13 protein-coding genes and 1 riboswitch are annotated in these 14,518 nt (G+C 68.3%); of the genes, 11 read left to right on the top strand and 2 right to left on the bottom strand.

Translation table 11 applies throughout. From position 1 onward, the window contains the following. Positions 1 to 252 precede the first annotated feature (252 nt). The 5 genes from AB4Y91_RS04525 (at position 253) to AB4Y91_RS04505 (ending at position 6,528) form a co-directional block, all read left to right on the top strand. Positions 253 to 4,068 carry a multifunctional oxoglutarate decarboxylase/oxoglutarate dehydrogenase thiamine pyrophosphate-binding subunit/dihydrolipoyllysine-residue succinyltransferase subunit gene (locus AB4Y91_RS04525; RefSeq protein WP_441417316.1) on the top strand — a complete coding sequence of 1,272 codons (3,816 nt, stop codon included), beginning with the start codon at positions 253 to 255 and terminating at the stop codon, positions 4,066 to 4,068. A gap of 94 nt (positions 4,069 to 4,162) precedes the next feature. Beyond that, entirely contained in the window at positions 4,163 to 4,762 is a 600-nt protein-coding gene (locus AB4Y91_RS04520; RefSeq protein WP_441417315.1) for a GDSL-type esterase/lipase family protein, read from the top strand. Between the two features lie 157 nt (positions 4,763 to 4,919). Beyond that, the gene (locus AB4Y91_RS04515; RefSeq protein ID WP_441417314.1) at positions 4,920 to 5,747 is read left to right on the top strand and encodes a DUF4097 family beta strand repeat-containing protein; all 828 of its coding nucleotides are present in this window, start codon (positions 4,920 to 4,922) and stop codon (positions 5,745 to 5,747) included. Then, entirely contained in the window at positions 5,747 to 6,358 is a 612-nt protein-coding gene (locus AB4Y91_RS04510) for a PadR family transcriptional regulator (RefSeq protein WP_441417857.1), read from the top strand. The genes AB4Y91_RS04515 and AB4Y91_RS04510 overlap by 1 nt, the downstream gene beginning before the upstream one ends. Before the next feature lie 95 nt (positions 6,359 to 6,453). Then, positions 6,454 to 6,528 (top strand): 50S ribosomal protein bL37, encoded by a 75-nt coding sequence (locus AB4Y91_RS04505; RefSeq protein WP_104061284.1) that lies wholly within the window; start codon positions 6,454 to 6,456, stop codon positions 6,526 to 6,528. A gap of 101 nt (positions 6,529 to 6,629) precedes the next feature. Here AB4Y91_RS04505 and rsrA read toward each other — a convergent pair whose 3' ends face one another. Further along, positions 6,630 to 6,902 (bottom strand): mycothiol system anti-sigma-R factor, encoded by a 273-nt coding sequence (gene rsrA / locus AB4Y91_RS04500; protein ID WP_441417313.1) that lies wholly within the window; start codon positions 6,900 to 6,902, stop codon positions 6,630 to 6,632. Continuing rightward, positions 6,899 to 7,816, bottom strand: coding sequence for a sigma-70 family RNA polymerase sigma factor (locus tag AB4Y91_RS04495; protein ID WP_441417312.1), 918 nt, complete (start codon positions 7,814 to 7,816; stop codon positions 6,899 to 6,901). Before AB4Y91_RS04495 ends, rsrA begins: the two co-directional genes overlap by 4 nt. Before the next feature lie 190 nt (positions 7,817 to 8,006). On the opposite strand from AB4Y91_RS04495, the gene AB4Y91_RS04490 reads away from it, so the two are divergent. The 6 genes from AB4Y91_RS04490 to AB4Y91_RS04465 all read left to right on the top strand — a co-directional run bounded on the left by AB4Y91_RS04490 (position 8,007) and on the right by AB4Y91_RS04465 (position 14,460). After that, the gene (locus AB4Y91_RS04490; RefSeq protein WP_441417311.1) at positions 8,007 to 8,555 is read left to right on the top strand and encodes a DoxX family protein; all 549 of its coding nucleotides are present in this window, start codon (positions 8,007 to 8,009) and stop codon (positions 8,553 to 8,555) included. Between the two features lie 7 nt (positions 8,556 to 8,562). After that, a complete protein-coding gene (aroA, locus tag AB4Y91_RS04485; RefSeq protein WP_441417310.1) occupies positions 8,563 to 9,951 on the top strand; it encodes a 3-phosphoshikimate 1-carboxyvinyltransferase in 1,389 nt (462 codons plus the stop codon). Continuing rightward, positions 9,935 to 11,050: a ribosome small subunit-dependent GTPase A gene (rsgA, locus tag AB4Y91_RS04480; protein ID WP_441417309.1), complete on the top strand. Its 1,116-nt coding sequence runs from the start codon at positions 9,935 to 9,937 to the stop codon at positions 11,048 to 11,050. Before aroA ends, rsgA begins: the two co-directional genes overlap by 17 nt. A 68-nt stretch (positions 11,051 to 11,118) precedes the next feature. Continuing rightward, on the top strand, positions 11,119 to 11,931 hold the full coding sequence (gene hisN, locus AB4Y91_RS04475) for a histidinol-phosphatase (protein WP_175321887.1): 813 nt from the start codon (positions 11,119 to 11,121) through the stop codon (positions 11,929 to 11,931). 89 nt (positions 11,932 to 12,020) lie between these two features. Next, positions 12,021 to 12,134, top strand: a riboswitch (SAM riboswitch). A 34-nt stretch (positions 12,135 to 12,168) separates the two neighbouring features. Then, positions 12,169 to 13,596, top strand: coding sequence for an aminotransferase class V-fold PLP-dependent enzyme (locus AB4Y91_RS04470; protein ID WP_441417308.1), 1,428 nt, complete (start codon positions 12,169 to 12,171; stop codon positions 13,594 to 13,596). Between the two features lie 72 nt (positions 13,597 to 13,668). Continuing rightward, entirely contained in the window at positions 13,669 to 14,460 is a 792-nt protein-coding gene (locus AB4Y91_RS04465; RefSeq protein ID WP_441417307.1) for a class I SAM-dependent methyltransferase, read from the top strand. Positions 14,461 to 14,518 lie beyond the last annotated feature (58 nt).

Raw genomic sequence — 14,518 nt, 5'->3', positions numbered from 1 at the left:
AGGGTCTCGGTTGTGATTCTAGAGGCACTCGGGCGGCGGGGCAGTTCCGGCCCGGGGGCGGTCCGCCGGGCCGGATCGGACGGCGTTGCGGCTCGTGGATGATTTGAGTCACCCTTATTGGCGGTTTGGCCGGAATCGTCACTAGACTGGCAAAGGTCTGGGTTCACTGGACGCGGAGAACTGGTTCGATTGACGTGCTGCGGCACCGTGGAAACCAGCGGGAATCAAACTCATGGAAGAGGCGTATTTCAAGTGCCAGAGCAGCCTAGCCACCGTCTACCCGAGGAATTTGGCGGAAACGAGTGGCTCGTTGACGAACTGTACGAGCGGTACCAGCAGGACAAGAACACGGTAGACGCCAAGTGGTGGCCGCTTTTCGAGTCCTTCGATGCCAGCGACGGTTCCTCGACCAACGGCGCCTCGGCAACGGCCGCCGCGCACCCTTCCACCCGTGAGCTTCCCGTCGTAGCACCGTCCGCTGCGTCTGCTCCTGCTGCCCCGGCACCGGCAGCCCCTGCTGCCCCGGCCGCCGCCCCGGCCCCTGCCGCTGCGCCCGCTCCCGCCGCAGCCGCATCCCAGAAGGCGCCGGCCACCGTCGCCCGCGACGGTTCGAAGACCGCCGAGCCCGGCGCCGGCACCCCTATCCCGGCCCAGCTGCCCAAGAACGTTAAGGCCCCCACCGCGCCGGAAGAAGACGTCGTCTCCGTGCTGCGCGGCCCGGCGAAAGCCATCGCGGCCAACATGGTCACCAGCCTGGAGGTCCCCACCGCGACGAGCGTCCGGGCCATCCCCGCCAAGCTGCTGATCGACAACCGCGTGGTCATCAACTCCAACCTCGCCCGCGCCCGCGGCGGCAAGGTCTCCTTCACGCACCTGATCGGCTACGCCGTCATCCGGGCGCTGGCCCAGTTCCCCTCGATGAACGTCTACTACGACGTCGTCGACGGCAAGCCCGTGGCCGTGCAGCCCGCGCACGTGAACTTCGGCATCGCCATCGACATGCCCAAGCCGGACGGCACCCGCCTGCTCATGGTGCCGAACATCAAGAAGGCTGAGACCCTCAACTTCTCCGAGTTCTGGCACACCTACGAGGACCTGATCAAGCGCGCCCGCAACGGCAAGCTGACCGCGGACGACCACTCGGGCACCACGGTCTCGCTGACCAACCCCGGCGGCATCGGCACCGTGCACTCGGTCCCCCGCCTCTCCAAGGGCCAGGCCGCCATCATCGGCGTCGGCGCCCTTGACTACCCGGCCGAGTTCCAGGGCGCCAGCGAGAAGATCATTGCGCACAACGCCATCAGTAAGGTCCTCACCCTGACCTCCACCTATGACCACCGCGTCATCCAGGGTGCCGGCAGCGGCGAGTTCCTCAAGCTCGTGCACCAGCTCCTGCTCGGCGCGCAGAACTTCTACGACGAGATTTTCGAATCCCTGCGCATCCCTTACGAGCCCGTGCGCTGGAGCCCGGACCTGCAGGTGGACCCGGCGGACGAGATCAACAAGGTCGCCCGGATCCAGCAGCTCATCCACTCCTACCGCGTCCGCGGCCACCTCATGGCGGACACCGATCCGCTCGAGTACGTGCAGCGCAAGCACCCGGACCTCGACGTCCTGACTTACGGCCTGACGCTGTGGGACCTGGACCGTGAATGGCCCACCGGCGGCTTCGGCGGCAAGCCGATGCTGAAGTTCCGCGACATCCTCGGTGTGCTCCGCGACGCGTACTGCCGCACCACGGGCATCGAGTACATGCACATCCAGGATCCCGAAGAGCGCAAGTGGTTCCAGGACCAGCTGGAGCACCCCTACTCCAAGCCGAGCCGTGACGAACAGCTCCGGATCGTCTCCAAGCTCAACGCGGCGGAGGCTTTCGAGACCTTCCTTCAGACGAAGTTCGTCGGCCAGAAGCGCTTCTCGCTCGAGGGCGGCGAGTCGCTGATCCCGCTGCTGGACGCCATCATCTCTGACGCCGCCGACGACGAACTCGACGAAGTAGCCATCGGCATGGCCCACCGCGGCCGCCTCAACGTGCTCACCAACATCGCCGGCAAGACCTACGCCCAGGTCTTCCGCGAATTCGAGGGCACCCAGGATCCGCGCTCCGTGCAGGGCTCGGGCGATGTGAAGTACCACCTCGGCACCGAGGGCACCTTCACCTCGGACAACGGCAAGGAGACCAAGGTCTACCTCGCCGCCAACCCCTCGCACCTCGAGGCCGTGGACTCCGTCCTCGAAGGCATCGTCCGCGCCAAGCAGGACCGCCTGGACGCGGGCGAGGCCTTCCCCGTGCTGCCGATCATGGTCCACGGTGACGCCGCCTTCGCCGGCCAGGGCGTTGTGGCGGAAACGCTCAACCTCTCCCAGCTGCGCGGCTACCGCACCGGCGGCACCATCCACGTGGTGGTCAACAACCAGGTCGGCTTCACCACGGCGCCGTCCTCGTCGCGTTCCTCCACCTACTCGACGGACGTCGCCAAGATGATCCAGGCGCCGGTGTTCCACGTGAACGGCGACGACCCGGAGGCAGTGGTCCGCATCGGCCAGCTCGCCTACGAGTTCCGCCAGCGGTTCCACAAGGACGTTGTCATCGACATGGTCTGCTACCGCCGCCGCGGCCACAACGAGGGCGACGACCCTTCGATGACGCAGCCGCTGATGTACAACCTGATCGAGGCCAAGCGGTCGGTCCGCAAGCTCTACACCGAGTCGCTGATCGGCCGCGGCGACATCACCGAGGAAGAAGCCGAGCAGCTGCTCCGCGACTACCAGGAACGCCTCGAGCGCGTCTTCGCCGAGACCCACGCCGCGCAGACGTCCCCGATCCCGATCATCACCGCAGATTCCGCCGCGGTGTCCGATCTGGAACGGCCCTCCGCCCAGCAGTCCGACTCGGGCATCAGCGCCCCGGAATCCACCGCGATCTCCACCGAGATGCTGGCCCGGATCGGCAAGGCGCACGTCCAATTCCCCGAGGGCTTCACGGTGCACGCCAAGCTCAAGCAGCTGCTCGAGAAGCGTGAGCAGATGTCCCGCGAAGGCGGCATCGACTGGGGCTTCGGCGAACTCGCGGCCTTCGGCTCGCTCAGCATGGAGGGCGTCCCGGTCCGGCTCGCCGGCCAGGACTCGCGCCGCGGCACCTTCGTGCAGCGCCACGCCGTCTTCCACGACCGCGCCAACGGCGACGAGTGGATGCCGCTGGCCCACCTCTCCGACGACCAGGCCAAGCTCTGGATCTACGACTCGCTCCTGTCCGAATACGCGGCCATGGGCTTCGAATACGGCTACTCCGTCGAGCGCCCGGACGCGCTGGTGCTCTGGGAAGCGCAGTTCGGTGACTTCGTCAACGGCGCGCAGACCATCATCGATGAGTTCATCTCCTCGGCCGAGCAGAAGTGGGGCCAGCGCTCGTCGCTGGTGCTCATGCTGCCGCACGGCTACGAGGGCCAGGGCCCGGACCACTCCTCGGCACGGATCGAACGCTTCCTGCAGCTCTGCGCTGAGGAGAACATGATCGTGGCCAACCCCACGACGCCGGCCTCGCACTTCCACCTGCTCCGCCGCCAGGCGTACAGCAGGCCGCGCAAGCCGCTGATCATTTTCACCCCGAAGCAGCTCCTGCGCCTCAAGGCTGCCGCGTCCTCGGTGGAAGACTTCACCACGGGCACCTTCCGCCCGGTCATCCCCGAGCACGAGCAGCTGCAGGCCGACGCCGTCGAACGCGTCCTGCTGGTCTCCGGCCGCCTGTACTACGACCTGCTGTCCACCCGGCAGAAGACCGGCGACACGACGACTGCGATCATCCGGGTCGAACAGCTCTACCCGCTGCCCGCAGCGGAAATCGCCGCCGAGCTGGCCAAGTACCCGAACGCCGACGTTGTCTGGGCCCAGGACGAGCCCGCCAACCAGGGACCGTGGCCGTTCATCGGCCTGAACCTGCCGGATGCGCTGGACCGGCGCGTGCGCCTCGTCTCCCGGCCGGCCTCGGCTTCGACCGCGGCAGGTTCGATGAAGCGCCACGCAGCCGAGCAGGATGCCCTGCTCAAGCAGGCATTCGCACGTAAGTAAGACCAGGCTGCCCGGCCGGAGGTGGAACACCACGACTCCGGCCGGGCAGCTTCGTTTAAGGCTTTGAACCGGCATTGGGAATGAAGAGGTAGTCGTGGAAGATCGGAAGCTGCGGATCGCAGCCGTTGGAGATGAGTTGCTGGCCGGCCTGGGTGACCCCCGGGCACTGGGCTGGCTGGGACGGGTGCTCGCCCGCACTCCCCACGACGGGCTCAGCCTGGAAAGCTACTCGCTGCCGTGCCCGCAGGAAGGCACCGAAGGGTTGGCTGAGCGCTGGCTCGAGGAAGCCGGCCGCCGGTTCGGCCCGCAGCACGAGAACCGCCTGGTGATCGGCTTGTCCGGGCGGGACATCGAGTTCGGCCTCTCCACGGCCCGCAGCCGGCTCAACCTCGCCAATATCCTTGACTCCGCTTCGCAGAACAAGATCGAGGTCTTCGTCGTCGGGCCGCCGCCGACCCTGGACCCCGCCCAGAACCGCCGACTGGGCGAGCTCAACACCGCCTTCGCCGATGTCACCACGCGCCGCAAGCACCTGTACGTGGACACCTTCTCGCCGCTGCTGAACCACGAGCAGTGGCGCCAGGACCTCGCGGCCAACGGCGGAACGCCGGGCCAGGCCGGTTACGGACTGATGGCCTGGCTCGTGCTGCACCGCGGCTGGTTCCAGTGGCTGGGGATCGACGCGCCGGAGTAGGCCGCCGCCCGTCCGGTCCCGCCCGGCGGACCACGGAAGATTCTGTCGCGATATATCTTGACCGCTCAGGGGGCGCGATATATCGTGTTTCCATAGTCGCGATATATCGCAAGCACCGAGGCTCGCCTGATCGCACCCGCCCGCATCCGGAGGAAGCATGGAACAGAATTCGTGGACCGTTACGGGTCCCCAGACGATCGACGTCGACGGCGTCCGCTCGCTCAAGCTCGGCATTGTCCGCGGCCGCTTCGACGTTGTCACCCACGACGAGGACGTGGCCCGGATCGAGGTCTCCGAGGTCGACGGCGATCCGCTGGCGATCAGCCTCACCGAGGGCCGCCTGGAGGTGCGCCACCAGCTCCACGGCCCGCAGGGCTGGTTCAAGAACCTGATGGGCACGGTCAACAACAACTCCAGCAACAGCGTGGTCATCAGCATTGCCCTGCCGGCCGGCGTGGACGTCGAGGCCGGCACTGTCAGCGGCGACGGCATGGTCTCCGGCCTCACCGGGCACACCCGGCTGAACACCGTCTCCGGCTCGGTGCTGGCCGACGGCACCGCGGGCGAACTGGCCGTCAGCACCGTCAGCGGCGAGGTGATCGCCCGCAACCACCACGGCGTCCTGACCGCCAAGAGCGTCTCCGGCGAAGTCACCGCCTCTGGCGAATTCAGCAACATCCGCGCCAACACCGTCAGCGGGGACCTGAGCTTCGACCTGCACGGCTTCACCCAGGACTTCGGCGCCAACTCGGTCTCCGGCGATGTCACCATCCGGCTGCCGCACGACGTCGGCGTGGACATCATCGCGAAGTCGGCCAGCGGCGCGGTGGTGATCGACGACCAGCGGTACGCCCAGCCCGGCGGATCCGTGCAGACCATCGCCGGTCCCGATGCCAAGCTCATGCTGGTCCGGACCAACTCGGTATCGGGGAAGACCTCGATCTTCCACCGCCAGCCCAGCACGGACACCGAAGCGGGGCTGTGATGCCGCCCGTCTTCGCCCACGGCGCGCTGCGGCTGTACCTGCTGGCCCTGCTGGAGTCCGGCCCCAAGCACGGCTACGAGCTGATCAAGGCACTCAGCGACCGCTTCGGCGGCACGTACTCCCCCAGCGCCGGGACCATCTATCCGCGGCTCGCCAAGCTGGAGGAGGAGGGGCTCGTCGCCACGCACACCGAGGGCCGGCGCACCAACTACAGCATCACCCCGGCCGGCTTGGTGGAACTCAACAGGCGGCGGGAGGAGCTGGCCGACGTGGAGGACGACATTTCCGCCTCCGTCCGGCGACTGGCCGACAAGCTGCGGCAGGACATCCGGGTGAACATGCAGGGGCTGCGCGCGGACCTTGCCGCCACGGCCGAGGCGGCCCGCTCCACGGCCCGCAGTGCCGCCTCCCCAGCCGGGGCGCGCTACTCCAAGGAAAGCGACCGCAGGCTGCGGGAGGCCGAAATGCTGGTGCAGTCCTTCCGGGACGATATGCGGGTCGAGCTGCGCCGCCACGCCGGAGCCCGGCCGGTCACCCCAGTCACCCTTGAAACCGTCAAGACGGTCCTGGACCAGGCCCGGATCTCCATCCGGAACTCACTGGAGGGCTGAGCCGCACGACGGCGGCCGCCCGGTTCGCGGCGGGTCCGCCAATGTGGGAGACTTGAGGGCAGCTCTTTTGAGTACCAAGATTAAGGAGGCCAGCTATGAGCAAACGTGCACGTAAACGTCGTGACCGTAAGCGTGGCGGCGCGAACCACGGTAAGCGCCCCAACGCCTAAGCCAAGGCTTGGATATCAAGCTTTAAGCGAAAGACCCCGGAAACCTCACGGTTCCCGGGGTCTTTCGCTGTTTCTTGGTCCTTCGCGGGGCCCGGCGGCGCTCAGGCCTCCGCGTCGGCCTCAACCGCGCGGATCGAGTGGATCCGGTCGAGGATGGAATTCTTGAGATTCTCGGGCGCGGCCTCCGTGCAGGAGCGCTTTACCATCACGCGGATGACGCACTCGAGGTCATACTGCTCGTGGCACTCGGGGCACTCGTCGAGGTGGTCCTTGATCTCGGCGATGTCGTCGTGTGTCAGGGCCCCGTCGAGGTACTCGTAGATGCGCTGCATCCGGGTGTCATCGCAGTCGCCCAGTCCCTGGCAGTCGCTCATTTCCTGTTCTCCTGATTGTTGCTTTCGGCCGCTGCGGCGGGATCGCCCGCGGCTTTGAATCCCCGCTCGGCCGCGTAGTCGGCCAGCATGTCCCGCAGCATTCTCCGGCCGCGGTGCAGCCGGGACATGACGGTCCCGATCGGGGTGTTCATGATGTCTGAAATTTCCTTGTACGCGAAGCCCTCGACGTCGGCGAAGTAGACGGCGAGCCGGAACTCCTCCGGGATCGACTGCAGGGCCCGTTTTACGTCCGAGTCCGGCAGATGGTCCAGCGCTTCAGCCTCCGCCGAGCGCAGGCCGGTCGAGGTGTGCGACTCGGCGCGGGCCAACTGCCAGTCCTCGATGGTGTCCGAGTTCGACTGCAGCGGTTCACGCTGGCGCTTGCGGTACAGGTTGATGTACGTGTTGGTGAGGATCCGGTACAGCCATGCCTTGAGGTTCGTTCCGGGCTTGTACTGGTGGAAGGCGGAAAACGCCTTCGTGTACGCCTCCTGGACGAGGTCCTCGGCGTCGGCGGGATTCCGCGCCATCCGCATGGCCGCGGAGTAAAGCTGGTCGACGTACTGCATCGCGTCGCGCTCGAAGCGGATGCGGCGCTCGTCGGTGGTCTCGGCAGTCGTGTCCAGCGGCTGGCCGGTGCCGTCCGCCGCTACGGTTTCCACGGCTGTTCGTTCCGCGATGGCCTCGTCCGCGGCTGTCGCCTGCGCCGTACTACTGGCGGCGGCTGCCTTGGTGGGCTTGGCGTCGTCGTTTCCGGCAACCTCGTGCATGGCCGCAACGGCCGGATCCATGGTGCTCATTGCGTTCAAGTCTACTGTCACCTTCCGGCGGGTGCTCAAAGCCCCCGTCAGGGCCGCGGCCCACGGGTCCGCGGCGGCTTCATCCAGCAGCCCGGATTCTTTAACCAGAACCAAACCTCCGCCTTCCTGCACTGGCCGGATGACCGGCCGTGCCCATAGTTATTGCGCTGGTTTTCCCGCCCCCATTTCGGCTGGAATCTGTCATGCACAACCCCGCACAACGGGCAAATATTCCGCAAAAGTGCAAGACTAGAACCGGTTCTCCCGCACAGCGTCCGCGGTTCGTCCATCCAGGAGGAAATTCATGTCCTTTGTCCGCTTTCTCGCCCGCCCCATGCTCGCCTCCAGTTTCGTGCTCGCAGGCATGGACAAGCTAAAGAATGCGGATGACACTGCGACACAGCTGTCTCCCCTGCTGCGCCGCGCGGCTGAGTCCCTCCCCTTCCAGGCCGACGAGAAAGTCCTGGCCCGCGTGATCGGCGGCACCCAGGTGGGTGCCGGCGTGTGCCTGGCCCTCGGCAAGGCCTCCCGCCTGGCCGCCACCGTGCTCGCTGTGATCTCGGCGCTCAATGGCTACGTTGAATGGCGCAGCGCGGACATCTCGTCCAAGGAAGGCCGCGACGCCCGGCGCAAGCAGCTGCTGAAGAACGTCTCACTGACCGGCGGGGTGCTGCTGGCTTCCGTGGACACCGCGGGCAAGCCGAGCCTGGCCTGGCGTGCAGAGCACCTCGCCGCCGACGCCCGGAAGACCACCGCACACCTCGCCGCGGACGCCCGGAAGACCACCGGCAAGAAGCTGAAGAAGGCTGACAAGGCGGTCCGCAAGGCCGTCGACCACGCTGTCGGGGCCTAAGACGGCAATGACTGGCACCACCCCCACCGCTGCAGCCCCTTCCCTTCCGGCCGGCGGCGGTCCGCATTGGCGTGCGCCCTTCGCCGAGCGTCCCGTCGACGCCACCGTCACCGTTCCCGGCTCCAAGTCCCTGACTAACCGGTACCTGATCTTGGCCGCCCTCGCGGACGGGCCGTCCAAGCTCCGTGCTCCGCTGCACTCCCGGGACTCGGCCCTGATGATCGAGGCCCTCCGGCAGCTGGGGGCCACCATCACCGAAGTGCCCGGCGACGGCGCCTACGGCCCGGACCTGGACATCACCCCCATCGCCCCGGATGCCGCTGCCGCGGACACCTCAATCGACTGCGGCCTGGCCGGCACGGTGATGCGCTTCGTGCCTCCGGTCGCCGCGCTGCACCGCGGCCGCTCAGCATTCGACGGCGATCCCCACGCCCGAAACCGGCCGATGGGCACCATCATCGAGGCACTGACCGGTCTCGGCGTCGCCGTTAGCGCCCCCGACGGCGGACCGGCGTCGTCGTTGCCGTTTTCCGTCCAGGGAACGGGAGAAGTCCGCGGCGGCCACCTCGTCATCGACGCCAGCGCCTCGTCGCAGTTCGTTTCCGCCCTGCTGCTCGCGGGAGCCCGCTTTACCGAGGGACTCCACCTCGAACACGTGGGAAAGCCCGTACCGAGCCTGGACCACATCAACATGACGGTCGCCGTGCTGCGCGGCGTGGGCGTGGCGGTCGATGACTCGGTGCCGAACCACTGGGTTATTTCCCCCGGCCCGATCCGCGCCTTCGACCAGCGGATCGAACAGGACCTCTCCAATGCCGGGCCGTTTCTCGCCGCGGCCCTCGCCACCCGCGGAACCGTGCGGATCCCCAACTGGCCGGCCGGGACCACCCAGGTCGGCGATCTCTGGCGCGGCATCCTGGCCACCATGGGCGCCACCGTGACGCTGGAGCACGGCACCCTGACCGTGAGCGGCGGCCCGGAGATCAAGGGCGGCGACTTTGACGAAACCAGCGAACTCGCCCCGACCGTGGCAGCCCTCTGTGCCCTGGCCACCGGCCCCTCCCGGCTGAGCGGCATCGCCCACCTCCGGGGCCACGAAACCGACCGGCTTGCCGCCCTCGTCGCGGAAATCAACCGCCTTGGCGGGGACGCCGAAGAGACCCCCGACGGACTCATCATTAGGCCGGCGAAGCTGCACGGCGGCGTCGTGCACAGCTACGCGGACCACCGCATGGCCACCGCGGGCGCAATCCTCGGTCTCGCCGTCCCGGACGTGGAGGTCGAGGACATCGCCACCACGGCCAAGACCATGCCCGGCTTCCCGCAGCTGTGGGGGGCCATGCTCAGCCAGGCAAGCACCGCAGACAAGGACGCCGCCGGTGGCACGCAGCACTGACTCCTGGGACGAATCCGACGTCCGGATCCGCCCCAACAAAAAGGGCTCCCGCCCCCGCACCAAGGACCGGCCCAGCTACGACGACGCCGTCACCGGCCGGATCGTCACCGTGGACCGCGGACGCTACACCGCCGTCGTCGGCGAGGGCACCGCCGACGAACGCAAGATCATCGCGGCGCGGGCCAGGGAGCTGCGCCGCAACCCCGTAGTTGCCGGGGACTTCGTCTCGCTCGTCGGGGACGTCAGCGGCGAACCCGACACCCTGGCCCGGCTGGTCAAGATCCAGGACCGCAGGACGCTGTTGCGCCGCAGCGCGGACGACACGGACCCGATCGAACGCGCCGTCGTCGCCAACGCCGACCAGCTCGTCGTTGTCGTGGCCGCAGCCAACCCGGAACCCCGCACCGGCTTCATCGACCGCGCTCTGGTGGCCGCCTACGACGCCGGCATCGAACCGCTGCTGCTCGTCACCAAGGCCGACGTCAAGGACCCCGCCGAGCTGCTGGCCAACTACCAGCACCTGGATTTCCCGGTGATCATCTCCAAAACCGCGGATTCGGCCGCCTCCGGCATCGACGCCCGCTCCGATGACGGCCTGTCCGCCCGGCTGGACAAGGCCGCCGTGTCGCAGCTGCGGGACTACCTCGACGGGAAGGTCACCGTCATGCTGGGCCACTCCGGCGTCGGCAAATCCACCATGGTGAACGCACTCACCGGCGCCGAACGGGCCACCGGCGGCGTCAACGCGGTCACCGGCCGCGGCCGCCACACCTCCTCCTCCGCGCTGGCGCTGAAGGTCAGCGATGCGCCTGCGGGCAGCTGGATCATCGACACCCCGGGCATCCGCTCCTTCGGCCTGGCCCATGTGGACCCGGACAGGATCCTGCGTTCCTTCCCGGACCTGGCGCCCGGCACCGATGACTGCGAGCGGGGCTGCAAGCACGACGCCACCGCCGTCAATTGCGGCGTGGACGCCTGGGTGCAGGGCGGCCACGCGGGCCCGTCCGGCCCGGCCCGGCTCGCGTCGCTGCGCCGGCTGCTGGGCACCGATCCGCGGCTGGAAGCGCAGGACACCAAGGAACTCGGCAGCGTCTCATAGCCGCGTCTACTTGGCGGCAGCGACGTGGCCTCCCGGTCCGCGGCGCGTTTTGACGGTAGTTTGGAAGCATGAGCCAACCAGCTTCGAGCTACAACGATGACCTGCGCCTTGCCCATGTACTGGCAGATTCCGTAGATTCCCAGACCATGAGCCGCTTCAAGGCGCTCGACCTTCGGATCGAGACGAAGCCGGACCTGACCCCCGTCACCGACGCGGACAAGTCCGCCGAGGAAGCCATCCGCGGGCAGCTGTCCCGCTCCCGCCCGCGCGACGCCGTCCTGGGCGAGGAGTTCGGCAGCTCCGGCCACGGTTCGCGCCGCTGGATCATCGACCCGATCGACGGCACCAAGAATTTCGTCCGCGGCGTCCCGGTCTGGGCCACCCTGATCGCCCTCGTCGACGAAGGCGAACCCGTGGTGGGCGTCGTCAGCGCCCCCGCACTGGGCAAGCGCTGGTGGGCCGCAAAGGGCGCCGGCGCCTACATGGGCCGCTCACTGGCCGCCGCGACCCGGCTGCGGGTCTCCAACGTCTCCCGGCTCGCCGATGCGTCACTGTCCTATTCGAGCCTCGGCGGCTGGAAGCAGCGCGGCAACCTCGACGAGTTCCTCGGACTCACCGAGGAGGTCTGGCGTACCCGCGCCTACGGCGATTTCTGGTCCTACTGCCTCGTGGCCGAAGGCGCCGTCGACATCGCCTGCGAGCCCGAACTCAACCTCTACGACATGGCGGCGCTGGTCCCGATCGTGACGGAGGCCGGCGGCCGCTTCACCTCGCTCGAGGGAGAGGACGGCCCCTTCGGCGGCAACGCGCTGGCGACCAACTCGATCCTGCACTCCGAAGTCCTCAAGCGCCTCAACCCGGGCCTCGACGACCTGCTCTAGCCGGCCACGCCCGAGGCAGCCCGTAACACTACGCTTCATATTCCGCCCTCCCTTTTCCGTGCGACCGGCCATGTCCTAGGCTCGAAGCAGGTCACGAGTGCCAGCGCAAAACCCCGGTTTGCTGGCCGGCAACCCTCCATTCGCGGCGGGGTGCCCCGGGTGACGACCTGGCCGGTCCGGAGCGGACCCGGCAAGCGCGGATCCCCTGTGTGCGGGGTCCTTTTCGAGCGAGGTCCCATGACGACTGCCACCATCCCCACCCACACCACCAGCGCCGGCGGCCCGGAGTTCACCGACGCACGCTTCGACGCCGCCCGCCGGCCACTGTCCGCGGTTTCCGGCGCCGAAATCCTGGCCCCCCTGATCCAGGGCGGCCAGGTCCGGTACGCCAACCTGGACTACGGAGCCTCCGCCCCGGCGCTGTCCGTGGTGTCCGCCTACCTGAACGAGATCCTGCCGTACTACGCCAGCGTGCACCGCGGCGCCGGCTACGCCTCCCAACTGAGTACCTCGGTGTACGAAAACGCCCGGAACATCGTCCGCGGGTTCGTCGGCGGCCGTCCGGATGACTCCGTGATCTTCACCCGGAACACCACCGACGCACTGAACCTGCTGGCCGGCTGCCTGCCCGTCGACGACGGCCGACACACCGGCGAGGTGCTTTACCTCGACATCGAGCACCACGCCAACCTGCTGCCCTGGCAAAACGTCCCGCACCGCAGCGTCGTCGCGGCGCCCACCCTGGCCGGCACCGTGGAGCGGCTCCGGGCGGAACTCGCCCTCGGCGGAGTAAGCCTGCTCGCCGTGACCGGCGCGTCCAACGTCACCGGCGAAATCCTGCCGATCCGTGAGCTGGCCGCGCTGGCGCACGAATTCGGCGCCCGGATCGCCGTCGATGCGGCCCAGTTGGCCCCGCACCGCCGCATCAACATCGCCGCGGACGACGTCGACTACCTCGCCTTCTCCGGCCACAAGCTCTACGCCCCGTTCGGCGCCGGCGTGCTGGTGGGCCGGCCGGACTGGCTGGACGCCGGCACCCCGCACTTGGCTGGCGGCGGCGCAGTACGGGACGCACGACTCGACGCCGTCAGCTGGACCACCGGGCCGGCCCGCCACGAGGGCGGCTCCCCCAATGTCCTGGGCGCGGCCGCGCTGGCCCGCGCCAGCCAGGTTATCGAGGCGCTGGACGAGCAGCAGTGGCACGCCCACGAGGACGCCATCCGTTCCTTCCTGGTCGAGGGGCTGGAGCGGATCGACGGCGTAACGGTCCACCACATCTTCGAGGACACCGGCCGGGAAGGCGGCCCCGGGACGATCGGCGTGGTCAACTTCTCGGTCGCCGGTTACGACGCAGGCCTGGTCGCCGCATACCTGTCCGCGGAGCACGGCATAGGCCTGCGCGACGGCCGGTTCTGCGCCCACCCGCTGCTAAAACGGCTCGGCCTGCCCGCCGGTTCGCTCCGGGCCAGCTTCGGCCTCGGCTCACGGCTCAACGACGCGCAGCGGCTGCTCGCCGGGCTCCAGGAGCTGCGGCGGAACGGCCTGGGCTGGGACTACGTCGTGGACGCCGGACGCTGGGTGCCGGCCAACGACACGCGCAGCTATCCGCACTGGGCGCCGAACACGCCTGGCACCGCTGGCGCAGCCCCCTGCTCCGTCGACTGACCGGCAGCGCAGCCCGGGCCGCGTGCGGTAAATTCGACAGGTACGCACCAGAGCTGCCGAAGGAGATCGCACGTGGCACGCGGCGGCCCCAAACTGCACCACCCCGGACTGCAGGGTGGCCCAAAACTGCAGCACCAGCGGCGGCGGGAGCTCGGGCAGAGCTTCCAGGACGGCGGCGAGCACTACGACCGGGTCCGGCCCGGCTATCCGGCGGATTCGGCCGATTGGCTGATCCCGGCCGGGGCCCACGACGCCGCCGACCTGGGCGCCGGGACCGGTAAGTTCACGGCGCTCCTGGTCCAACGGGGGCTCAGGACCGTGGCCGTCGATCCGTCCCCGGACATGCTCGACCAGCTGCGCCGCGCCCTCCCGGAAGTCGCCGCCGTCGAGGGTACCGCCGAACACACCGGGCTGGCTTCGGGGGCCTTCGACCTGGTCACGGTGGCCCAGGCCTGGCACTGGTGCGATCCCCTGCTGGCCAGTACCGAGGCGGCTCGGATCCTGCGGCCGCACGGCGTTCTCGGCCTGATCTGGAACCAGCTCGACACCTCGGTCCCCTGGGTGCACAGGCTGTCCCGGATCATGCATGCGGGGGACGTCCACAAGCCCCACTTCACGCCGCCGCTGGGACCGGAATTCATCGGGCTGGAGAGTCATCTCACCCGCTGGGAGGATCCAGTAACCACGCAGGACGTCATGGAACTGACCAAATCCCGCAGCTACTACCTGCGGGCAGGCGAGAGCACCAGGGCCAAGGTGCTCGCTAACCTCGACTGGTACCTGCACGAGCACCTAGGACACACTGCCGGGCAGCTCCTGCCGCTTCCCTACCTGACGCAAAGCTGGCGTGCCGTCAAAGCCTGAGGTTCCCGCATTGCACTGACCACGCCGCGGCGCCTATTATTTCGGTGTGCCTAACTTA

The organism is Arthrobacter sp. YAF16 (genome assembly GCF_052113385.1).
In the GTDB taxonomy this organism is placed as follows: domain Bacteria; phylum Actinomycetota; class Actinomycetes; order Actinomycetales; family Micrococcaceae; genus Arthrobacter.
The sequence above is the reverse complement of the archived record's forward strand: the minus strand, read 5'-3'. Positions and strand labels throughout refer to the sequence as shown.